The organism is Aeromicrobium ginsengisoli (assembly GCF_004134905.2).
Classification (GTDB): domain Bacteria; phylum Actinomycetota; class Actinomycetes; order Propionibacteriales; family Nocardioidaceae; genus Aeromicrobium; species Aeromicrobium ginsengisoli.
In genome coordinates this window covers 73,021-93,978 of record NZ_SDPQ02000004.1, presented here as the reverse complement: position 1 = coordinate 93,978, position 20,958 = coordinate 73,021, and the positions used below count along the sequence as shown (strand labels likewise).

Below are 20,958 nucleotides of genomic sequence, written 5' to 3'. Positions count from 1 at the left end.
CTCTCGTCGGGGTGGGTAGGAGGTGTGCAGGTCACAAGCGCTCGATGATCGTGGCGTTGGCCATGCCGCCGCCCTCGCACATCGTCTGCAGCCCGTAGCGACCGCCCGTCGCCTCGAGGTGGTGCAGCATCGTGGTCATCAGGCGAGTGCCGGAGGCGCCGAGCGCGTGCCCCAGCGAGATTGCGCCGCCGCGAGGGTTCAGGCGATCGAGATCGGCACCGAGCTCGCGCGCCCAGGCCAGCGGCACCGACGCGAAGGCCTCGTTGACCTCGTACGTGTCGATCTGGTCGAGGGTCAGCCCCGAGCGCTCGAGCACCTTGCGAGTGGCCGGGATGGGGCCGGTCAGCATCATCAGCGGGTCGTCGCCTGACACCGAGAACGAGTGGAAGCGCGCGCGGGGCCTGAGCCCGAGGGCGTTGGCCTTCTCCTCGCTCATGATCAGCATCGCCGATGCGCCGTCGGTGAGCGGCGAGGAGTTGCCGGGTGTGATGCTCCACGCCACCTCGGGGAAGCGGGCCGCGGTGCCGTCCGTGCGGAACGACGGTTTGAGACCCGCGAGGCCCTCGGCGGTTGTGGTCGAGCGGACCGTCTCGTCGATGAGGTGCGTGCCGCCCTCCACCGTCACCGGAACGATCTCCTGGTCGAACCCGCCGGCCGCGCCGGTCTCGGACGCCAGGCGGTGCGAGCGCGCCGAGTACTCGTCGAGCGTCTCGCGGTCGATCTTCCAGCGCTCGGCCACGAGCTCAGCGGAGACGCCCTGGTTGACCAGCCCCTCGCTGTAGCGGGCGTGCATCTTCTCGCCGAACGGGTCGCGACCGATGGCGGGCGTCCCGATCGGCACCCGGCTCATCGACTCCACGCCGCCCGCGACCACGATGTCGTACGCACCGGCCATGACACCCTGCGCCGCGAAGTGCGCCGCCTGCTGGCTCGAGCCGCACTGGCGGTCGATCGTGGTGGCAGCGACGGACTCGGGGTAGCCCGCCGAGAGCGCAGCGGTGCGCGCGATGTTCATGGCCTGGTCGCCGGCTTGGCTGACGCAACCGGCGATGACGTCGTCGATCGTTGCTGGATCGATACCCGTGCGCTCGACGAGTGACTCGAGGACCGTTGCGAAGAGATCCGCAGGATGCACGCCCGAGAGCGCGCCCCCCGGCTTGCCCTTTCCGCTGGCGGTTCTGACAGCGTCGACGATGACGGCCTGGCGCATCGAGATCTCCAATTCATAATGTTTACAAAGATTAGAGGGATGATAGGCTCGCGGAACGGGTTGCGTCAACAAGCCCGGGCCTCGAGAAGAACAATGGGCGTACGTGCCCGGGGACGGTGAGAATGCACGAAGAGTCGAAGATCGCGACCCGCGTCGTCACGCGGACGGAGGCCGCCGACGGCGTCCTCACGATCGAGCTGGGCTCGACCGACGGCACAGATCTGCCCGCGTGGTCGCCCGGCGCGCACATCGATCTTGACCTCGCACCGGACCTGACAAGGCAGTACTCGCTCTGCGGCGACCCCGACAACCGGGCGCGGTGGCGCATCGGCGTGCTGCGCGAACCGTCGAGCCGCGGCGGGTCGTCGCATGTCCACGACCGGCTGTTTCCCGGCACCGACGTCACGGCCCGCGGGCCCCGCAACCACTTCGCGCTCGAGCCGTCCGACCACTACGTGTTCATCGCCGGCGGCATCGGCATCACGCCGATCCTCCCGATGGTGCGCGAGGCCCAGCGCCGCGGCGCCACGTGGGAGCTGCACTACGGTGGACGCTCGCGGTCGTCGATGGCTTTCCGCGACGAGCTCGAGATGCTGGGAGGCGGCGAGGTCGAGCTGCACCCGCAGGACGAGCGCGGCCTGCTCGACCTGCAGGGCATCCTCGGCACGCCCCGCGCCGACGCCCTCGTCTACTGCTGCGGCCCCGAGCCGCTGCTGTACGCGGTCGAGGCTGCCACAGCCGCGTGGCCGTCGGGCGCCCTGCACGTGGAGCGCTTCGCACCCAAGGGGTTCAATGAGCCGGCCTCGGCCGACGCGTTCGAGGTGGAGCTCGCCGAGTCGGGCTTGACCATCACGGTCACCCCCGACCAATCGATCCTCGAGGCAGTCCGCGCGTCCGGGGTTGAGGCCTGGTCGTCCTGCGAGGAGGGCACGTGCGGCACCTGCGAGACCGTCGTGCTGGCCGGCGAGCCCGACCACCGCGACTCGGTGCTCAGCCCCGACGAGCAGGCGTCGAACGAGACCATGATGATCTGCGTCTCGCGTGCCGCCTGCCCGAAGCTGACGCTCGAGCTGTAGCCGTCAGGCGCCGGTCCAGCGCGGGGCTCGCTTCTCGGCAAACGCCGTGGCGCCCTCGATCGCGTCGGCGGAGTCGAACACCGGCTGGGTGATCGCGAGCTGCCAAGCGAACTCCTCGGCGTCGGTCCAGCCCGTCACGTGGTTGATGATCGTGCGGCTCGCGGCCAGCCCCAACGGACCGTTGGCCGCGATGACCCGGGCCAGCTCGACGGCCGCTGCGGTCGCGCCGCCTGGCTCCGCCACGGCGTTGACCATGCCGTGGTGGTAGGCGCGGTCGGCGGTGAGCGGGTTGCCGGTCAGGGCGAGCTCCATCGCCAGTTGGTATGGCAGGGTGCGCGGCAGGCGCAGCAGCCCGCCACCGGCGGCGACGAGCCCGCGTTTGACCTCGGGCAACCCGAACCGGGAGTCACTCGCGGCGACGATCAGGTCGCACGACAGGGCCAGCTCGAACCCGCCGGCCAGGGCCCAGCCCTCGACCGCGGCGATGATCGGCTTGGTGCGTTCCTCCCACTCTGTCAGACCGGCGAGGCCGCGTCCGGGGATCTCGGGCCACTCGCCCTCGGCGAACGCCTTGAGGTCGAGTCCCGCGCAGAAGGTCCCACCCGCGCCGGCCAGCACCGTCACCGTGACCGACGCATCGGCCTCGATGTCGTCGAGCGCGTCCGCGATGGCCTGGCTCAGCTCGACGTTGATCGCGTTGCGCGACTCGGGGCGGTTCATCGTCAGGACGGCGACGCCGTCGGCCTTCTCGATCGTCGTGACCGGCATGCTGACCTCCTAGGGGCGAGAGTCGCGGCTCTCTAATCCTTGTTAAGATGGAAATGTATGTGAAATAATGACATGCCGGTGTCGTACACGACATCGCGCCCTGACGATAGGACGCACTGTGGGAGTTCTGTACCAGCCCGACCCGGACCGTCACCTCGCGGTCATCACGATCGACCGGCCGGAGGCCCGCAACGCGGTCAATGGCGAGGTCGCCCAAGGCATCGAGGACGCGATCGACCAGATCGAGGCCGACGACTCCATCTGGGTCTCGATCATCACGGGCACTCCCCCGGTGTTCTGCGCCGGCGCAGACCTGAAGGAGGTCGGCTCGGGCAACGCCCGAGCGCTCAACACCAAGCGCGGGGGCTTCGGCGGCATCGTCCGACGTCACCGCACCAAGCCGATCATCGCCGCGGTCGAGGGGCCTGCCCTCGCGGGCGGCACCGAGATCATCCTGGCCTGCGACCTCGTGGTCGCCGGCTCGACGGCGTCATTCGGGCTGCCCGAGGTCAAGCGCTCGATCGTCGCCGGCGGCGGCGGACTGTTCCGCCTCGGGCGCCGTATCCCCTACGCGATCGCTATGGAGTGGGCCCTGACGGGCGACGGGTACCCGGCCCAGGTCGCCTTCGAACGTGGCCTCATCAACGAGGTCTCCGAGCCCGGCCAAGCCCTGGAGCGCGCCAAGGTGCTCGCGGCACGCATCACGGCCAACGCACCCATCGCAGTGCAGCTGTCCCGCAAGGTCATGATCGAGGCCACCTACCTCGACGAGCAGGAAGGCTGGGCGAGCTCGAAGTCTGCCGTCGCCAACGTCGCCGCGACCAAAGACTTCCATGAGGGCGTGAAGGCCTTCATCGAGAAGCGTCCGCCGGAGTGGAGCGCCTCGTGACCCGCGGCGACCGTCAGGTCGTCGTCATCGGCGTCGGCGACCTCCGCAACAACCGTGAGCGCACGCCCGAGCAGGCCGTCGAGCCACTCGACCTGATCGACCGCGCCATCGTCCTGGCCACCGACGACGCCGGCATTGACCGGGCCGCGCTGGCCGACGTCGACGCGGTCGGCGTCGTGCAGGTCGTCTCGTGGGCGTACGACGACGTGTCGGCCTCGGTCGCCGGACGCATCGGTGCCCTCGCGGCCAAGAGCACGGTCAGCGAGGTCGGCGGGCATCAGCCCGTCGCGGTGCTGACCGAGCTCGCGGCCAAGATCGCCACGGGCGAAGCCGACCTTGCCGTGCTGTGCGGCGGCGAGGCCCAGGCCTCGTTGGAACTGCTGGGTGCCGCCAAGGACCCGGCCGCGGCGGCCGACTGGTCGCACTCCCCCGGTGGCCCCGGAAAGTTCTCGCGCGCCACCGGCGGCACCGAGCGCATGTGGGACCTCGGCCTCGTGGCCCCCATCCGCATCTACCCCCTGTGGGAGAACCGGCTGCGCCACGATCTCGGGATGTCGTTCGCGGAGTCGCAGGCGTGGTCGGGCCAGATGTACTCCCGGTTCAGCGAGGTCGCGGCGACGCGGGAAGCCGCATGGAACCAGGAGGCAGTGTCGGCCGAGGAGATCACGACGACCGAGGGTCGCAACCGCATGATCTGCTACCCGTACCCGTTGTTGATGAACGCCCTCAACCGCGTCGACCAGGCCGCGGCCGTGCTGCTGGCCAGCGTGGAGCGTGCCGACGCCCTCGGCATCCCCGAGGAGAAGCGCGTCTACGTCGACGCCGGAGCGGTCGACACCGACAGTGAGGACGTGCTGGAGCGCCAGACGTACGGCCGGGCACCCGGGCTCGAGCGGTCGCTCGACACGGCGCTCGAGCTGGCGGGGGCCACTGCCGCCGACCTCGACGTCGTCGACCTCTACAGCTGCTTCCCGATCGTCCCGAAGCTCGGTGCCCTGCACCTCGGCCTCGACCGTGACGCGGAGCTGACGACGACGGGCGGGCTGACGTCGTTCGGCGGCCCGCACAACAACTACTCGTCGCACGCGCTCGTGTCGGCCGTGCAGAAGTTGCGCGCGACGGGCGGCACCGGACTGGTGTTCGCCAACGGCGAGTACCTCACGAAGCACGCCACGACGATCCTGCGCACCGAGAAGCCCGAGCACGGCTTCTCGTGGTCGATCGTCACCGAGGACGAGAACCCGCCCTTCACGGTCGACGACACCTGGGTCGGCCCGCTGGAGATCGAGACGTTCACGGTCGAGTTCGACCGCGAGGGCGTTCCGGCACGCGGCTACGTCATCGGCCTCAACCCCGACGGCGCACGGGTAGGCATCCGGGTGTCGAAGGACGACACCGCGACGATGAACACGCTCGTCGACCCCGAGGGCGACCCGATCGGCCTCGCCGGACGCGTCGTGACGGCCGGCGAGCGGCGCCTCTTCACTCTTGGCGCGGAGTGATCGTGCGGGGCCGGGCATGAGGATAGGCCTGTCCATGCCCCTCACCGGCTCGCTCGACTGCCGCGCGTCCACGGTCGTCGAGCGGGTCGGGCTCGACGATGGCTGGGCCACCGACAGCACAGGCAGGACTCTCGCCAGCGGGCCGGACAAGGAGCAGAGATGAGATTCACCGATCAGGTCGTGCTCATCACTGGCGGGGCTCGCGGGCAGGGTCGTTCCCACGCCGTCGAGTTCTCCCGGGAGGGCGCCGACATCGTGCTGGTGGATCTGTGCGCTCCCCTCGACGTGCCCTATCCGTCGTCAACGCTGGCCGACCTGGAGGAGACCCGCCGCCTCGTGACGGAGCAGGGCCGTCAGTGCATCGCGGTGCAGGGTGACGTCCGCGTGCCGGCCGATCTCGAGAACCTCGTCAGCAGGACCGTTGCCGAGCTCGGCCGCATCGACATCTTGATCGCAAACGCCGGCATCCTGCACAACGCTCCCATCGCCGAGCTCGCCGTGGACGACTTCGAGAGAGTAGTCGCCACCAACCTCGGCGGCGTCTTCAACGCGGTGAAGGCCGTCCTTCCCGTCATGCTCAACCAAGGATCGGGCCGCATCATTGCGATCTCCTCGATGGCCGGCCGTCGTGCGTACGGACGGGCAGCGCACTATGCGGCGTCCAAGTGGGGCATCATCGGCATGATCAAGGACATTGCCCTCGACCTGGCCCCAACCGGCATCACCGCCAATGTCGTCTGCCCCGGCAGCGTTGACACGCCCATGGCGGTCAACGACAAGCTCGTCAAGGCATTCCTGCCGGCGTCGAGCAACCCGACGATGGAGGAGTTCCGGGTCGAGATGGCGAAGTTCCATCCCCAACGGGTCCCGTGGGTCGAGCCCGTCGACATCTCCCGTACCATCATGCACCTCGCGTCCGACGCGGCCCGCTACGTCACGGGCGACGTGCTGACAGTCAGCGCGGGGATGATGGCAAAGAACTCGTCGTGACGCCCTCGCGGGCCGGGTTCAGACGTTGGGGCGGACCGGCAGGTGCGCGTATCCGTTGTTGACCCCGAGCCGGCTGAACCGCTGCGCCCGCTCGGTGACCACCTCATACGACGGCATACGCTCGAGGATGCCCTCAAGGGCGATGCGCAGCTCCATACGCGCAAGCCACAGACCGAGGCAGTAGTGCGTGGCCAGGCCGAATGTCACGTGCATGCCGTCGCTGCGGTCGGTGTCGACCTCGAGCGGGTCGGGGAACTGGTCCTCGTCGAGGTTGGCGAGCGCCAGCACCGCGGCGACGCGGTCGCCCACGTGGAGGGTGACGCCGCCGAGCTCCGTCTCGGTGGTGACGGTGCGCGCCACCAGCGGGGTCACTGTGAACAGGCGAAGCATCTCCTCAACGGCCGACGGAATGAGCGACGGGTCCTCACGCAGCTCGTCGCGCAGGTCGGGGTGGCTCGCGAGGTGCTCGACCATGTTGTCGAGCGAGGCGGCGGTCGTACGGACACCACCGAGGATGATCGACAGCGTCAGCGCCACGACGTCGTCCTCGGTGAGGTCGGTGCCGGGTGCCGCCATCTTGGAGATGAGGTCCTCGGTGGGGTCGGCCACGCGCGCCCGCACGACGTCGCGCACCAGGTCGGACGCCGCGGCGAACTGCACCGAGGTCGACCCCGCGAGCGCGTCACGATCGGCGCCGATCTCAGGGTCGATCGCGAAGGCGTCCTCGAGCATCAGGATGAACTTCTCCCGGTCCTCCACCTCGGCCAGGCCCACGAACTCGAAGATCGTGTTGACCGTGAGGCTGAAGCTGAAGCCGGTCGCGAAGTCGAACTCCTCGAGCGGCACGACCTGGTCGAGAAGGTCGCTGACGAGCTGCTTGGCGACGGGGGCGACGGTGCGCTCGATGTTGGGCTTGGCGAACAGCGAGCGCAGCGGACGACGCAGGCGGTCGTGCGGCTCGCCGTCGAGGATGCCGGGGATGATCGCCGGCGCCTTGGCCGAAGTGGGGATGAGCTTCCCGCCCTTGGTGCCGTCCGCGCTGCGCTCGACCGTGTACGTGTCGTTGTCGCTGAGGATCTCGCGCACCAGCTCGTAGCTCGATGCGACCCAGAAGCCCTCGTGGCTCTCGGTGAAGCCCAGCGGGACGTCCCGCGACCGCAGCTCGGCGAAGCGCTGCACCGAGTCGTGGGCGAACTCGGCAGAGTGGTGGTCGAACGTGATGACCGGTTCTTTGGACACGATGGATCTCCTCTTCAGTCCGACAGGGTGGGGACGCGGGGCGCCACGCCGATGACGCCGTCCGCGAGCAGCGACTCGACGGCGTCGGTGTCGAGGCCCAGCTCGCGCAGGACCTCGTGGGTGTGCTGGCCGAGAGCCGGCACCGACTCGTCGGCCGGGGCGGGCCCGAAGTCCCACCAGCCGCCGACGAGGTCGATCTGGCCGAAGCCAGGGGTCTGCAGCGTGCGGCTGACGCCGAGCGTGTGGTGCACCGGGTTGTCGTGGAACGCGTCGAGCTGGTCGAGGCGCACAGGGCTCGCGGGCACGCCCGCCTCGGCCATCGCGGCCAGCGTCGCGGCGACGGAACGTCCTGCCAGCGCGTCGGCCGGGTCGCCCGCTCCGACGACGTCGCGAAACGCGGCCTGTTCGTCGGCCGCCAGGGCGGCGACGGCGATCCAGCCGTCGGCCAGCTGGTAGATGCGGTGGGTGTCGGACAGGCCGTGCTGGCCGGCATCGAGCACCTCGATCTCGCTGGCCTGCCCTGTCACGGGGTCGACGACCAGCTCGGACGACGCGGTGATGCCGACGGCGAGCAGTGACGTGGCGGCGTCGCCGGGCAGCCCGGTGCGCTCGCGCTGGAACAGGGAGACGACGGCACCGAACGCGCTGGCGAGGCCGGCCTGGACGTCGAACACCGAGCTGCGCAGCCACACGGGCGGGTTGCCCTCGCCAGCGATCGCGTGCTCCCAGCCCGTGAACGCCTGGGCGGTAGGGTCGTACCCGGGCAGCGCGGCCATGTTGCCGGCCGGGCCGTAGGCGCTGACGTGGCTGAACGCGATGCGCGGGTTGGTGGCCCGAAGGCCTGGACCGTCGAGGCCGAGGCGCGAGGCCGGGGCGAGGCGCATGTTGTGCAGCACGACGTCGCAGCGCTCGAGCAGGCCGTCGAGGATCGGACGCGAGGCGGGGTTCTTGAGATCGAGTGCGATGGCGCGCTTGCCGCGGTGGCTGCCGGCGAACTGCGTCAGCACCCGGCCGCGGTCGCCGCGCAGTGGCTCGACCTTGACGACGTCGACGCCGAGGTCGGACAGGCACTGGGCCCCGAACGGCCCGGCGATCGCCGTGCCGAAGTCGAGCCCACGCAGCCCGGCAAGTGGGCGCGTGTCGGCCGGCAGCGCGGTGGGTGCGACCGGACGCGTCGGGGCGACGGCCCAGCTGGCGCGGACGTCGTCGAGCGTGGACGCTCCGAGCGCGGGGGCCGCGGAGCGAACGACGCTGCGGGGCGTGGTGTGCACCGTCGGGCCGGCCTGCAGGGCCTTGCCCACGACAGCGTCGTCGACCTCGACCACGTAGTCGTTGACCGCGGCCTGGTCGGACGTGAAGCACTCCCCCAGCTCGCGAACGATCATGCACGGCACGTCGGCCTCGGCGAGCACGGCGCTCCACCACTCGCTGTCGTGCTGGCGGAACACCTCGTTCCACTGCTCCTGGTTGGCGCGGGTGACACCGATCTCGGACAGCTCGACCCGATCCATCAGCGCCAGGGCCTCGAGCACCGGCGGCGACTCGATCCAGCCGCCGACAGCTCCGGCGAGCTGCACCCAGCGGTGGTCGGAGCACTCGAAGATGCTGAGTGCGGCGTCGGGGTCGATCTTGGGCAGCGTGTGGCGGGTCAGCGTCTCCGGCAGCCGCTCCCAGCGCTGCCAGTAGAGGGCCGCAGCCGACAGCGCGCCCTGGAACAGGCTCGTCGAGATGGGCAACGCCAAACCGGTGCGCTCGCGCTGCACCAGGCGCGCCACGGTGCCGGCGGCGAGGAGGTAGGCAGCCGACCAGCTGGAGTACGGGATGCGCACGAACACGGGCCCCTCGCGGTGACCTTGCTGCTCGTCCATCAGACCCTCGGCGGCCTGCACGAGTGAGTCGGAAACGTCGTCGTCGGCGCGGGGATGGCCCACGGGGTAGGCGGGGACGGACGCCACGACGACGCCCGGATGACGCTCGGTGACCGACGCGGTGTCGAGGCTGAGCGCCGTGGCGCGGGCGGCCGGAAGGTCGTGCACGACCACGTCGGCGAGGTCGATCAGGGTGTGGACGCCCTCGAGTCCGTCGGCGGAGTCGACGTCCAGGACGACGGACCGTTTGCTGCGGTTCCACGACGCGAAGGCCGCGGGGTGACGCTCACGCGTGGGGTCGCCGTCGAGCGACTCGACCTTCACGACGTCGGCCCCGGCCTCCGCGAGGAGGCGAGTGGCGGCTGGCGCAGCCAGCCCGGTGGCGATCTCGACGACCCTCACACCTGCCAGTGCGGCCTCGCGGACCTCGTCGTCGCGCGACGCTGCGTCACTCACGTGCGATCACTCCCAAATGTCGTCATAGCGTGGTCGCGGAATACCGCCGTCACCACTCACCAACTCTCGCAGAACCTAGTCATCTTTGCAAGGATTTACAGCAAGAGCAGTTCGCTGGCACAGTGAGCCCAGCCCGCTGCGAGGATGTCATGGCTGCCGTCGCGCCCGTGTCGGCTCCGCCGGAGGACCGGCCCCGCCACGCGCTCGTGGCCGCCCCCGCCAGCGCGAGCCTGCTGGTGTGCATGATCTTCAACGTGGTCATCCCCCTCATCCCCGTGCTGCCGGGCGAGCTGGGCACGAGCCCGTCGAGCACGTCGTGGGTCGCGACCGGCTTCTTCCTGACCGGAGCCGTCGCCAACCCCGTGGCCGGCCGGCTCGCCGACATGTTCGGCAACCGTCGCGTGTTCGTCATCTGCATCTGGCTCCTGATCGTCGGCTCGGTCGTCTGCGCCCTCGCCCCGAACCTCGCGGTGCTGCTGGTCGGTCGGGTGCTGCATGGTATGTCGCTGCCGATGATGTCGATCTCCCTCAGCATCATGCGCCACCAGCTGGTCATCCGTCGCCTGCCCGCCGCCGTCGGGTGGGCGACCGCCGCGATGGGCATCGGCTCTCGATGGTCGTGCTGTGCGCCGTGGCAATCCCCCGCCGACGCCCGGCACCCGCCGCGGATGCGTCATCTGCGATCACGACCCCGCCGGGTCAGTAGACCGAGTAGCCGCCATCGATCACCAGAGTGTCGCCTGTGTGGTACGCCGAAGCCTGTGACGCCAGGTACACCGCGGCACCCGCCACCTCGTCGGCGTGGCCGGGGCGCCGTTGCGGGATGCGCGGCCTGATCTTCGCGTCCCACGCCTCGGTGCGCTGGAACGGTGCGGCCATGGGCGTGTCGAATGCTCCAGGCAGGATCACGTTGGCGCGGATACCATCGCGGGCCAGCTCGACCGCGCACGCGCGCACCATCGCCACGAGACCGCCCTTGCTGGCCGAGTAGCTCTGGCCGCGGGACTGCCCGTGCACGGCCGACAGGCTCGCGATCGCGACCAGGCTTCCCGACACCTCGTCGTGCACCATGTGCCGCGCCGCCTCGCGGAAGCACAGGAACGCGCCTTCGAGGTTGACCGCGAGGACGCGACGGAAGTCGTCGAGCGTCAGGTCGACGAACGCGGACCCGGAGCTCGGCACGCCGGCCGAGGCGAACAGCGACCGGATCGGCCCGAGGTCGTACCTCGTCTGCGCCATGGTCCGCACCACCTCGGCCTCGTCCGACACGTCACAGTGGTAGGCCCAGGCCGTGCCTCCGCCCACGGCGGCGAGCTCGGCCACGGCTGTGGTGTTGCGCTCCTCGTCCCTGCCCACGACGGCGACGTCGGCGCCGGCGCGCACCAGGCCTCGAGCGATGCCCAGGCCGATGCCGCTGTTGCCCCCCGTGACGACCGAGACGTGCCCGGCGAGGTCGATGACCGGGGCGTCACCCACCCGGAACGGGACCTCGTCGTTAGCCATCGACCGGTCCGTTCAGCCCGCGCTGGGCAGCGACGACCCAGCACTGACCCGGGCGGCCAGCTCGGCCATCTCGAGCACCATGTCGCCGAACAGGGCCATCTTGGGGTTGTCGGCGTCGCCCTTCATGTACTGGGCGAAGCCTGCCTCGAGCACGATCGCGTTCTTGAAGCAGGCCAAGGTCAGGTAGTAGTCAATCTCGTCGACGGGACGCCCCGACACCGTGGAGTACAGGTCGAGCACCTCGGCAGGCGTGGGCATGCCGTCCATGTCGAACGAGCCGGTCGGCCGGGGTCCGTCGGGGCTGGGCCAGCGCATGAGCAGCCAGCCCAGGTCGAGCAGCGGGTCGCCGATCGTGGCCATCTCCCAGTCGACGATCGCGGCAAGCCGCGGCGGGGTGCCGTGCCCGAACATGACGTTGGCGAACGAGTAGTCGCCGTGAATGATGCCCGGCTCCCACGTGCGGGGACGGTGCGTGGTCAGCCACCGCCCGGCCGCGTCGAGGCCCGGGATGTCCCGGAACGCGACCTTGTCGAGGAACGACGTCCACCGCGGCACCTGCCGGTCGTGGAAGCCATCGGGACGTCCAAAGCCCTCGAGTCCCGCCGCGCGCCAGTCGACCGACGCCAGCTCGGCTATGCCACGGACGATCTCGCGTCCCAGCCCGGCCCGCGCCTCATGGTCGGTGTCGAACGGGACCGGCCCGCGCGAACCTGCCGACATCGGCGACCAGCCGTCGACGAGCTCCATCACGTAGAACGCCGAGCCGATCACCGAGGCGTCCTCGCACGACCCGAGCAGCCGGGCGTGCGGCACCGCGGTGTCGGCCAGCGCACCAAGCACGCGTGCCTCGCGCATCATAGTCGCCGAGCGCTCCTCGACCGCGTGGGCGGGCGGGCGGCGCAGCACCACCGCAGCGCCCCCGCGCTCGAGCCGGTAGACCTCGTTGGACGCGCCGCCGGTGAGCGGCGTGATCGTCAGCTCGTCGCCCGCACCGGGCAGACCCGCCTCGTCCAGCCAGGGCCCGAGGGCCGTGACGTCGATCGACGGCGCGGACGCCTCAGCCGTCATGCTGAGACCTCGAGCAGCCCCTCGATCGTCTCGCGCGCCCACGCGTAGTCGGCCTTGCCGTTGTTGTGGCGGCGGATCGCGTCGACCCACGCCACCTGCTTGGGCACCTTGTAGCCGGCGAGCCGGTCACCGCACGCAGCACGCAAGTCGTCACGACCGAGGCGCTGGCCGGTGTTCGACACGAGCAGCGCGACGACCTCCTGGCCCCACTTCTCGCTGGGCCGGCCGAAGACCAAGGCCTCGTCGACCTCGGGCAGGGAGAGCAGCACCTGCTCGACCTCCTCGCCGTAGATCTTCTCGCCGCCGGAGTTGATGACGCCCGACTCGCGGCCGAGGAACGTGATGGCGCCGGTCTCGTCGACCGCGGCCCGGTCGCCCGACACCGACAGGCGACGTCCTTCGATCACGCGGAACGTCCCGGCGGTGCGGGTCTCGTCATTGAGGTAGCCGCGCGGCATGTCGCCGCCGTTGGAAAGCCAGCCCGTGCCGGGGTTGTCCGCCGACAGCAGGGTCGAGTAGTCCTCGCTGACCACGATCGTGTCGGGCCCGGCCGAGAACTGGCTCTGACCGCTGCTGGTCTTGACCGCCTGAGGTCCCGTCTCGGACGACCCGAGGGCGTTGACGAGCTGTAGGCCCGGGAAGTATCGGTCGAGCTCGGCCCACGCTGTCGACGCGAGTGCGGCACCGCTGGAGAAGACGTACTTCAGAGTCGACGGCGGCTCCTCACCGTCGGCCAGCGCCCGCAGCAGCGGCTGTGCGAACGCGTCGCCCACGATGGCCAGGTGGGCCACGCTCTCGTCGCGCATGAGCTCGAGCGCCCGCACGGCATCGAAGCTGTGGTCCTCCGACAGGACGATCGTGCCGCCGCGCGACCACGCGCCGTAAGAGAACCACGACGAGGTGCCGTGCATCAGCGGCGGGGCCGGGTACGCCCGCAGCCACGCCCGGCGCGGGGCGTCGGCGTGTGCCGCCTCGAGCGACTTGACCGTGATGCCGCACGTGCGTCCGGCGAGCTCGCGCTGGCGCCAGATGACGCCCTTGGGCATCCCTGTGGTGCCACCGGTATAGAGGACGTGGACGTCGTCGGGGCTCGGCTCGACGGGCTCGGTCGGCTCCACCGCCTGCGCGAGGGCGTCGTCGTACGCCACCGAGCCGGGCAGCGGCTGCTCCCCAGACGCGTCGGGCACGTGAATCAGGTGCGGCAGGTCGACGCCCGCGACCCGGGCCGCCTCGGCGAGTACGGGGGCGAACTCGAGGTGGTAGACGATGGCCGACGGGCGCGCGTCGGTCAGCAGGTACGCGAGCTCTTCGGCCTGGTAGCGGTGGTTGACGTTGAACGGTGCGCAGCGCGACCGATACCCGGCAAGGCTCGCCTCGAGGTACTCGGAGCTGTTGCGCATCAGCAGGCCCACGAGGTCGTTGGGCGACTGCCAGTCGTCGATGGGCCCCGGACGGGCGCCGATGCCCAGCCCGGTCAGCCACCAGCCCAGCCGCGTCGTACGGTCTGCGACCTGCGACCACGTGAGCCGGCGCTCACCCTGCACGATGCACTCACGGTCGGGGATCGACGTGGCGACCGCGTCCCAGAGCTGGAGGAAGCCGTAGCTCCTCGGCTCGTCGACGAGGGTCTCGACGGGGGGCGTCATCTCGGTGCTCCTGTGCTGGTCGGGCTGGTCAACATGACGAGGTGTGAGACGTGACGGGTCACGTCTCACACCTCGGGGTTCCTACGAATCCTGCGGCGTGAAGACCAGGCGTACGTCCTCGACGCCCCAGGTAAGCGACAGGTGCTCCTTGGGCTCGACGCCGTCGGCGAGCCGGAACGTCGGCATGACGCGGCGCAGCTCCTCGAATGCGATGCGGAGCTCCTGGCGGGCCAGGTGGACGCCGATGCACCGGTGCGTGCCCAGGCTGAAGGTCAGGTGCGGATGCGGGTCGCGGTCGAACTGGATCTCGTCGGGGTCCGGGTAGTACTTCGGATCGCGATTCGCGGCGGCCAGCGGGCAGTGGATGCGCTCGCCCTTAGGCAGTTCGAGGCCACCGACCTCGGCCGACTCGTCGGCGACGTTGCGCGTCGGCACAGCTGGCGACGTCCAGCGCAGCAGCTCCTCGACCGCGGCGTCGATGTCGTCAGGGTCGGCGAACATCTCATCCCACTTGGCGGGGTTCTTGGCGAAGTACGCCATGCTCTGGGCGATGACGCTGGCCGTCGTGTCGAGGCCGGCCATCATCAGCAGGATGAACAGGTCAGAAAGGTCCTCGTCCGGGATCGGCTCGCCGTCGAACTCCGCCTGCACGATCGCGGTCGTGATGTCGTCGCGCGGGTTGGCGCGTCGGTCGTCGACAATCGCCTGGATGTACGCGCGCGACTTCTCACTCGCGTCGACGCGCGCCGCGAGGGTCTCCTCCTCGGTGCCACCGGGCACGCCGTGCAGGAAGGCGCCGACCCACTTGTTCATCATGTCGGCGTCCTCGACGGGCCACCCCATGACCGACAGGAACACCGTCCCCGGGAACGGGAACGCGAACTCGGGGACGAGGTCCACCTCGCCCTTGTCGGCGAAGCCGGCGATGAGGTCGATCGCGATCTGGCGGACCTGCTCCTCCATGCCCTTGACCTTCGACGGCGAGAACAGGGGGTCGAGCAGCTTGCGATACTGCGCGTGAATCGGGCCGTCGAGCTCGATCGGGATCTGCCGCTTCTGGCCGAAGGCGAGGACCCCGTCGGGGATGTTCGGGAAGCTGATGAAGCCCTTGTTGTTGCGCCGCAGCATGCCGGCGATGTCGTCGTACGTCGTGGCGAGCCAGAAGCCGCCTTTCTCCGAGAAGGACATCGGCAGGTTCTCGCGGCGGTCGGCGATGTCGTCGAGGTGCTCCTGGATCGTCGCCGTGCTGTAGGGGTCGTACTGGCGCGCGTGCGACGCACGCAGTGCCTCGATGTCGATGGCGGTGTCGGTCATGCGTGGTCTCCTAGCTCGTCGCGGTCAGGTGGATGGCGCTTTCGGGACAAGCCCGGATGATGCGCGCCAGGTCAGGCGGGGTGGCGTTGTCATCGATGACGTCCTTGACATGCCCGAGACCCATGTCGTCTGCGTAGAACAGTCCCGGCGCCTTGTTGTAGCAGCGGCCGTGACCGACGCACAGATCGCGATCGATCTCGACTGGCGGGCGCTGCTGTCTCATGCCTGCTGCGCCTCCCCCGAGGCGTTCCCGTAGAGGTCCTCGCGCCAGTTGTCACCGAACGGGATGGCCACTGTGGCCAGTGTGCCTCCGTCGGTGATCGGGATCGAGACGCCCGACATGTACATCGACTCGTCGGAGGCGAGGAATAGCGCCGGGTAGGCGTTGTCGAGCAAGTTCGGGGCGCGGTCGAGCTTGAGCGGGATCGGCGAGTGCTCTTTGATCCATTCGCCCTGCATCTCTTCGTGCGACTTGCCGAGCACCGGCGCATCGCCTGGCAGGATGAAGTTGGCCGACATGCCGTGCGTGGGGCAGATCGCGTTGATGCGGATGCCGTACTTGCCGATCTCCCACGCGGCGCACAGGCGGACGAACGCGTTGATACCACCCTTGGCCGCGCCGTACTGCGGGAAGCCGGGGTAGCCGGCCATCGAGGCGGCCGATGAGGTGCAGATGATCGAGCTGCCGGCAGGACCGCCGGGGTTGTTCTTCATCGCCCGGACTGCGTGCTTGACGGAGAAGAAGACGCCCTTAAGGACCACGTCGTTGGTCTCGTCCCACTCCTCCTCGGTGATGTTTTCCAGCGCCGCGGAACCGAATCCTTTGGCCGGGATGCCCGCATTGGCGAACATGACGTCGAGGCGTCCGTAGGTGTCGACGGCCGCCTGCACGGCGGCCTCGACTTCGGACTCGATCGTGACATCGGCCTTGACGGCGATCGCTTCGTTGCCGTCGCCCAACACCTGCTCGAGCGTCTCCTTGGCGCGCGCCTCGGAGATGTCGGTGATGACGACCCTCGCCCCCTCCTGTGCGAACAGCCGGGACGAGACGCGTCCCAGACCCGAACCCGCACCGGTGATGACGACGACCTTGTCCTTGAGACGCATGGTTCTCCTCCTCGACCCCTCTGGGCCTGTGAAATCTCGTGTCTGGGGAAGCTCTGGCCCTGAGCCGCCGCGACCTGTCACAGGCCCGGCGATGTGGCGCCAGTCACTCTTCGCCAAGTCTCACACATCGTAGTTATCCTTGCAAGCATTAAATGTTTATGGCTAGGGTGCGAGAAGATCGCTTCCCCCCGCTCGACAGCCTGGGGGAGCCCGACGAAAGGGTCCGCTCGCATGTGGGACTTTTCCACCGATCCCGAGTTCCAAGCCAAGCTCGACTGGGCCGACACGTTCGTGCGTGAGGAGTGCGAAACCCTCGACCTCGTCTTTCCCGACGGCGGTGCGCCATACGACGTCCGCAACAAAGTGTCGCGAGCCGTGATCGCCCCGTTGCGCGAGAAGGTCAAGGAGCAGCGCCTGTGGGCCTGCCACCTCGGCCCCGACCTTGGCGGCCCCGGCTACGGCCAGCTCAAGCTCGGCCTGCTCAACGAGGTGCTCGGTCGGTCGCACTGGGCCCCGACAGTGTTCGGCACCGCCGCTCCCGACACCGGCAACGCCGAGATCCTGGCGATGTTCGGCACGCAGGAGCAGAAGGACCGCTACCTGCAGCCGCTGCTCGACGGCGATATCGTCTCAGCGTTCTCCATGACCGAACCACACGCGGGCGCCGACCCCAAGGAGTTCACGTGCCGGGCCCGGCAGGACGGCGACTCGTGGGTCATCGACGGCGAGAAGTGGTTCACGTCGAACGCCCGATACGCCTCGTTCCTCATCGTCATGGCCGTCACCGACGACGAAGCGGGACCGCACCAGCGCATGTCGATGTTCATCGTCCCGGCCGAGACGCCCGGGGTCGAGATCGTCCGCAACGTCGCGACGTTCGTCGAGTCGCGCGAGGATGAGGGCACCCACGCGTACGTCCGCTACACCGGCGTCCGGGTGCCGGCCGACCATATGCTCGGCGGCCCCGGCGAGGGCTTCAAGGTCGCCCAGGCCCGTCTCGGGGGCGGCCGCATCCACCACGCGATGCGCACGGTCGGCAAGTGCCACCGGATCTTCGACATGATGACGGAGCGGGCAGTGTCCCGCACGACGCAGGGCTCGACGCTCGCCCAGAAGCAGTCAGTGCAGACGATGCTCGCGGAGTCGTGGATCGAGCTGCAACAACTGCGCCTGCTGGTGCTGCACACCGCCTGGACGATCGACACCCAGCCGCACGGGGCGGCCCGCACCGGTATCGCGATGTGCAAGGTGCAGATGGCCAAGGTGCTGCACGACATCCTGCAGCGCGCCGTCCACCTACACGGCTCGCTGGGCACGACACGTGAGACCCCGCTCGCCGGCTGGTGGTCCAGCGCCCCGCACATCGGGCTCGTCGACGGCCCGACCGAGGTGCACCGTACGACGATCGCCAAGGGCGTCCTCCGCGGCCAGCAGCCCGCCGCGGGCCTGTTCCCGAGCGAGCACGTGCCGACCCGCCTCGCCGCCGCCCGCGAGCACCACGCCGCCGCGCTCGCCGCGGCCGGGGTGGATCTGTGAGCGGTCCCGACCTGTTCTCGCTGGAGGGCAAGGTCGCCCTGGTCACCGGTGGCAGCCGCGGGCTGGGGCGCGAGATCGCGCTGGCCTACGCCCAGCACGGCGCCGACGTCGTGGTGACGAGCCGCAAGCTCGACGCGTGCGAGGAGGTCGCCGCCGAGATCGAGGCGCTGGGTCGCCGCGCCCTGCCTGTCGCGTGCCACGTGGGCCGGTGGGACGAGATCGACGCGCTGGTCGAGCGCGCGTACGCCGAGATGGGCCACGTCGACGTGCTGGTCAACAACGCCGGCATGTCGCCGCTGTCGCCGTCGTCGGTCGACACCACGGCCGAGCTCATCGACAAGGTCATGGACGTCAACTTCAAGGGGCCGTTCCGCCTGTCGGCGCTGATCGGGGCACGCATGGCGGCCGGCGACGGCGGCTCGATCATCAACGTCTCGTCGTTCGCAGGCATCCGGCCCAAGCCCGAGTTCGGTCCCTACGCCGCCGCGAAGGCCGCCCTCAACGCATCGACCCACGTGTTCGCCCGCGAGTACGGGCCGAACGTGCGGGTCAACACGCTGTCGGCCGGGCCGTTTCTCACCGACGTCGCCGAGCACTGGAGCGAGGAGGCTCGCACCACGACGCAGAGCAGCGTCGGACGCCCGGGGCGTCCCGACGAGGTGGTCACCACGGCGCTGTACCTCGCCAGCCCACACTCGTCCTTCACGACCGCGGCGTTCATCCGGGTCGACGGCGGGTTGTACTGACGTGACGCCGCGCCGGGCGGTCTCCGAGGACGGGCCTAAAGTTCTGGACAGACCCTTAGCGTCCTGCACCAAGGAGACATCGTGAGCGACGAGCAGCACCTCGGCCTGCACTGGGGCATCAAGTCGAGCTTCCTCGACTACGTCGGACGTACCCCCGACGGCCGGGCCAGCCTGCACGACGGAGTCACCGCCACCGAAGGCAACGTCATGGTGTTCGAGCCCGATCCCGAGGCCTCCGACGTCGACGCCGGCACGTTCGCGTTCCGAGGCGACCTGCGGTTCGCGGCGCACGCCGGCATGATGTTCGTCCGCATCGCGCACCCGCTCGTCAAGGTCACCGACGGGCGCGGCGAAATGACCGTCGTCGAGCCGCGCGACGTCGAGGGCGACACCCGACTACCGCTCGTCAGGTTCACCCTCGAGCCGCGTCCCACCAACGAGGACCTGCGCATCTGGCTGGCCACCGACGTCGCGCTGACGGTCGAGGGCGTCGCACTGTTCAACGACGTCTACCAGGTCGATGAGCCGTTCTCGCCGCTCGCGATCTTCCTGCCGGCCGACTGAGCGACCGACCCGCTACAGCGGCGGAGCATTGTAGATCGACTTGAGCTCGACGTACCCATCGAGGCTCTCGGGGCCCAGCTCGCGTCCCATACCGCTGCCCTTGACCCCGCCGAACGGCGAGTCGAGCGTCGGCTCGTAGCCGTTGATGCCCACCGTGCCGGTCTCGACCCGTCGTGCGATTGCCAGGCCGCGCTCGGGGTCGGACGTGAACACCGTGCCGCCCAAGCCGTAGTCGGAGTCGTTGGCGATGCGGACGGCGTCGTCGTCATCGTCATAGGGGATGACGACGAGCACGGGCCCGAAGATCTCCTCGCGGGCTATGCGCATCGAGTTGTCGACGCCGCGGAATACCGTGGGCGACACGAAGAAACCGCGGTCGAGGTCGGCCGGACGTCCGCCGCCCAGCGCGACGTCGGCACCCTCGTTCTTGCCGATGCCGATGTAGTCCTCGACACGGTCGCGCTGGCGCGAGCTGACGAGGGGGCCGAAGTTCGTGGTGTCGAGCAGCGGGTCGCCGAGGCGCGCGAGCCCCATGCCTTCGACGACGGCCTCGACCGACTCGTCGTAGCGCGAGCGGGGCGCCAGCACCCGGGTGCAGGAGTAGCAGACCTGCCCGGAGTTGGGCGAGAAGATGCGGGTGACCTGGGCGTTGATGAGCGACAGGTCGGCGTCGTCAAGCAGGATCGCGGCGCTCTTGCCGCCGAGCTCGAGAGTCGCCGGCTTGAGCTGGCTGCCGCAGACCTTGGCGATCTCGCGGCCGGCGGCGGTCGAGCCCGTGAACGCGATCTTGGCGATGCCGGGGTGTGCCACAAGCGCGGCACCGGTCTCGCGTCCGCCCGTGACGACGTTGAACACGCCGGGCGGGAAGCCCGCATCGGCCGCGGCCTCGGCCAGCAGGTGGGCGTCGAGGCTCGTCTCGGGAGCCGGCTTGAGCACCACGGTGCATCCGGACGCCAGCGCGGGACCGAGCTTCCAGGCCACGAGGATCTGCGGCCCATTCCACGGCGCGATGATGCCGACGGCGCCGATGGGGTCGCGGCGCACGCGGGTGCGGCTGTAAGGCGTGACGCGCTCCTGCTCGATCGGTGTGGCCTCGGCGAGGTCGGCGAAGTAGCGGTACGAGGCCGAGGTGCCGGCGACGTTGCCCCAGCGCACCATCTTGATCGGCATGCCGTTCTGGGTCGTGATCAGCTCGGCCAGCTCGGCAGCACGCTTGTCGATCGCGTCGGCCAGGGCGCGGAGCAGCTCGGCGCGTCCGGCCGGCGTGAGGCCATGCCACGCGGGGTCATGCAGTGCGCGGTTGGCGGCCTGCACGGCGGCGTCGACGTCGGCCGCGTCGGCCTCGGGCGCCGTGCCGATCTCCTGCTCCGTCGCGGGGTTGACAAGGTGCACCAGGCCCGAGCCGTGCGGTCGGTGGGGTGCGTTGTCGATCCAGAGGTGCTCGAGGGTCGTCATGGGCGTCCTTGCTCGCGGAGT

At 69.7% G+C, this 20,958-nt stretch carries 18 protein-coding genes and 1 pseudogene; 8 read left to right on the top strand and 11 right to left on the bottom strand.

Going from position 1 to position 20,958, the window contains the following annotated elements; genetic code table 11:
• Positions 1-31: 31 nt before the first annotated feature.
• Positions 32-1,210 (bottom strand): thiolase family protein, encoded by a 1,179-nt coding sequence (locus tag ESP70_RS18990; protein WP_149690899.1) that lies wholly within the window; start codon positions 1,208-1,210, stop codon positions 32-34.
• 122 nt (positions 1,211-1,332) lie between these two features.
• Between ESP70_RS18990 and ESP70_RS18985 the strand changes: the two genes are divergently transcribed.
• Positions 1,333-2,286: a PDR/VanB family oxidoreductase gene (locus ESP70_RS18985; RefSeq protein ID WP_149690898.1), complete on the top strand. Its 954-nt coding sequence runs from the start codon at positions 1,333-1,335 to the stop codon at positions 2,284-2,286.
• Between the two features lie 3 nt (positions 2,287-2,289).
• On the opposite strand, the gene ESP70_RS18980 is transcribed toward ESP70_RS18985, so the two are convergent.
• Positions 2,290-3,054 (bottom strand): crotonase/enoyl-CoA hydratase family protein, encoded by a 765-nt coding sequence (locus tag ESP70_RS18980; RefSeq protein WP_149690897.1) that lies wholly within the window; start codon positions 3,052-3,054, stop codon positions 2,290-2,292.
• Between the two features lie 118 nt (positions 3,055-3,172).
• Between ESP70_RS18980 and ESP70_RS18975 the strand changes: the two genes are divergently transcribed.
• From ESP70_RS18975 to ESP70_RS18965, 3 genes are all read left to right on the top strand, one after another.
• Entirely contained in the window at positions 3,173-3,943 is a 771-nt protein-coding gene (locus ESP70_RS18975; RefSeq protein WP_149690896.1) for a crotonase/enoyl-CoA hydratase family protein, read from the top strand.
• The gene (locus ESP70_RS18970; RefSeq protein WP_149690895.1) at positions 3,940-5,445 is read left to right on the top strand and encodes a hypothetical protein; all 1,506 of its coding nucleotides are present in this window, start codon (positions 3,940-3,942) and stop codon (positions 5,443-5,445) included. The genes ESP70_RS18975 and ESP70_RS18970 overlap by 4 nt, the downstream gene beginning before the upstream one ends.
• A 159-nt stretch (positions 5,446-5,604) precedes the next feature.
• Positions 5,605-6,435, top strand: a complete 831-nt coding sequence (locus ESP70_RS18965) for a mycofactocin-coupled SDR family oxidoreductase (RefSeq protein WP_149690894.1) — start codon at positions 5,605-5,607, stop codon at positions 6,433-6,435.
• Between the two features lie 18 nt (positions 6,436-6,453).
• Here the strand turns inward: ESP70_RS18965 and ESP70_RS18960 are convergent, their stop codons facing one another.
• Positions 6,454-7,674 (bottom strand): cytochrome P450, encoded by a 1,221-nt coding sequence (locus ESP70_RS18960; RefSeq protein WP_149690893.1) that lies wholly within the window; start codon positions 7,672-7,674, stop codon positions 6,454-6,456.
• A gap of 14 nt (positions 7,675-7,688) precedes the next feature.
• Entirely contained in the window at positions 7,689-9,998 is a 2,310-nt protein-coding gene (locus ESP70_RS18955) for a CoA transferase (RefSeq protein WP_149690892.1), read from the bottom strand.
• A 149-nt stretch (positions 9,999-10,147) separates the two neighbouring features.
• On the opposite strand from ESP70_RS18955, the pseudogene ESP70_RS20715 reads away from it, so the two are divergent.
• Positions 10,148-10,549, top strand: a pseudogene (locus tag ESP70_RS20715) (MFS transporter); the annotation flags it as partial.
• 148 nt (positions 10,550-10,697) lie between these two features.
• Here ESP70_RS20715 and ESP70_RS18945 read toward each other — a convergent pair.
• The 6 genes from ESP70_RS18945 to ESP70_RS18920 form a co-directional block, all read right to left on the bottom strand.
• Positions 10,698-11,501, bottom strand: a complete 804-nt coding sequence (locus tag ESP70_RS18945; protein WP_149690890.1) for an SDR family NAD(P)-dependent oxidoreductase — start codon at positions 11,499-11,501, stop codon at positions 10,698-10,700.
• Between the two features lie 12 nt (positions 11,502-11,513).
• Complete coding sequence (locus tag ESP70_RS18940; RefSeq protein ID WP_149690889.1) at positions 11,514-12,569, bottom strand: phosphotransferase family protein; 1,056 nt, start codon at positions 12,567-12,569, stop codon at positions 11,514-11,516.
• On the bottom strand, positions 12,566-14,215 hold the full coding sequence (locus tag ESP70_RS18935) for an AMP-binding protein (protein ID WP_149690888.1): 1,650 nt from the start codon (positions 14,213-14,215) through the stop codon (positions 12,566-12,568). The genes ESP70_RS18940 and ESP70_RS18935 overlap by 4 nt, the downstream gene beginning before the upstream one ends.
• An 81-nt stretch (positions 14,216-14,296) precedes the next feature.
• The gene (locus tag ESP70_RS18930; protein WP_149690887.1) at positions 14,297-15,529 is read right to left on the bottom strand and encodes a cytochrome P450; all 1,233 of its coding nucleotides are present in this window, start codon (positions 15,527-15,529) and stop codon (positions 14,297-14,299) included.
• Positions 15,530-15,539: 10 nt separating this feature from the next.
• A complete protein-coding gene (locus tag ESP70_RS18925; protein WP_149690886.1) occupies positions 15,540-15,752 on the bottom strand; it encodes a ferredoxin in 213 nt (70 codons plus the stop codon).
• Positions 15,749-16,636, bottom strand: a complete 888-nt coding sequence (locus ESP70_RS18920) for an SDR family NAD(P)-dependent oxidoreductase (protein WP_149690885.1) — start codon at positions 16,634-16,636, stop codon at positions 15,749-15,751. Before ESP70_RS18920 ends, ESP70_RS18925 begins: the two co-directional genes overlap by 4 nt.
• A 231-nt stretch (positions 16,637-16,867) precedes the next feature.
• On the opposite strand from ESP70_RS18920, the gene ESP70_RS18915 reads away from it, so the two are divergent.
• From ESP70_RS18915 to ESP70_RS18905, 3 genes are all read left to right on the top strand, one after another.
• Positions 16,868-18,172 carry an acyl-CoA dehydrogenase family protein gene (locus ESP70_RS18915; protein WP_149690884.1) on the top strand — a complete coding sequence of 435 codons (1,305 nt, stop codon included), beginning with the start codon at positions 16,868-16,870 and terminating at the stop codon, positions 18,170-18,172.
• On the top strand, positions 18,169-18,918 hold the full coding sequence (locus ESP70_RS18910; protein ID WP_149690883.1) for an SDR family NAD(P)-dependent oxidoreductase: 750 nt from the start codon (positions 18,169-18,171) through the stop codon (positions 18,916-18,918). Before ESP70_RS18915 ends, ESP70_RS18910 begins: the two co-directional genes overlap by 4 nt.
• Before the next feature lie 81 nt (positions 18,919-18,999).
• The gene (locus tag ESP70_RS18905; RefSeq protein ID WP_188110711.1) at positions 19,000-19,482 is read left to right on the top strand and encodes an HtaA domain-containing protein; all 483 of its coding nucleotides are present in this window, start codon (positions 19,000-19,002) and stop codon (positions 19,480-19,482) included.
• 12 nt (positions 19,483-19,494) lie between these two features.
• Here the strand turns inward: ESP70_RS18905 and ESP70_RS18900 are convergent, their stop codons facing one another.
• Positions 19,495-20,937 carry an aldehyde dehydrogenase gene (locus tag ESP70_RS18900; protein WP_149690881.1) on the bottom strand — a complete coding sequence of 481 codons (1,443 nt, stop codon included), beginning with the start codon at positions 20,935-20,937 and terminating at the stop codon, positions 19,495-19,497.
• Positions 20,938-20,958 lie beyond the last annotated feature (21 nt).

Coding starts and splice junctions, on each gene's coding strand:
- ESP70_RS18990 (WP_149690899.1), bottom strand. CDS start 1,210: ATGCGCCAGGCCGTCATCGTCGACGCTGTCAGAACCGCCAGCGGAAAG.
- ESP70_RS18985 (WP_149690898.1), top strand. CDS start 1,333: ATGCACGAAGAGTCGAAGATCGCGACCCGCGTCGTCACGCGGACGGAG.
- ESP70_RS18980 (WP_149690897.1), bottom strand. CDS start 3,054: ATGCCGGTCACGACGATCGAGAAGGCCGACGGCGTCGCCGTCCTGACG.
- ESP70_RS18965 (WP_149690894.1), top strand. CDS start 5,605: ATGAGATTCACCGATCAGGTCGTGCTCATCACTGGCGGGGCTCGCGGG.
- ESP70_RS18945 (WP_149690890.1), bottom strand. CDS start 11,501: ATGGCTAACGACGAGGTCCCGTTCCGGGTGGGTGACGCCCCGGTCATC.
- ESP70_RS18940 (WP_149690889.1), bottom strand. CDS start 12,569: ATGACGGCTGAGGCGTCCGCGCCGTCGATCGACGTCACGGCCCTCGGG.
- ESP70_RS18935 (WP_149690888.1), bottom strand. CDS start 14,215: ATGACGCCCCCCGTCGAGACCCTCGTCGACGAGCCGAGGAGCTACGGC.
- ESP70_RS18930 (WP_149690887.1), bottom strand. CDS start 15,529: ATGACCGACACCGCCATCGACATCGAGGCACTGCGTGCGTCGCACGCG.
- ESP70_RS18925 (WP_149690886.1), bottom strand. CDS start 15,752: ATGAGACAGCAGCGCCCGCCAGTCGAGATCGATCGCGATCTGTGCGTC.
- ESP70_RS18920 (WP_149690885.1), bottom strand. CDS start 16,636: ATGCGTCTCAAGGACAAGGTCGTCGTCATCACCGGTGCGGGTTCGGGT.
- ESP70_RS18915 (WP_149690884.1), top strand. CDS start 16,868: ATGTGGGACTTTTCCACCGATCCCGAGTTCCAAGCCAAGCTCGACTGG.
- ESP70_RS18900 (WP_149690881.1), bottom strand. CDS start 20,937: ATGACGACCCTCGAGCACCTCTGGATCGACAACGCACCCCACCGACCG.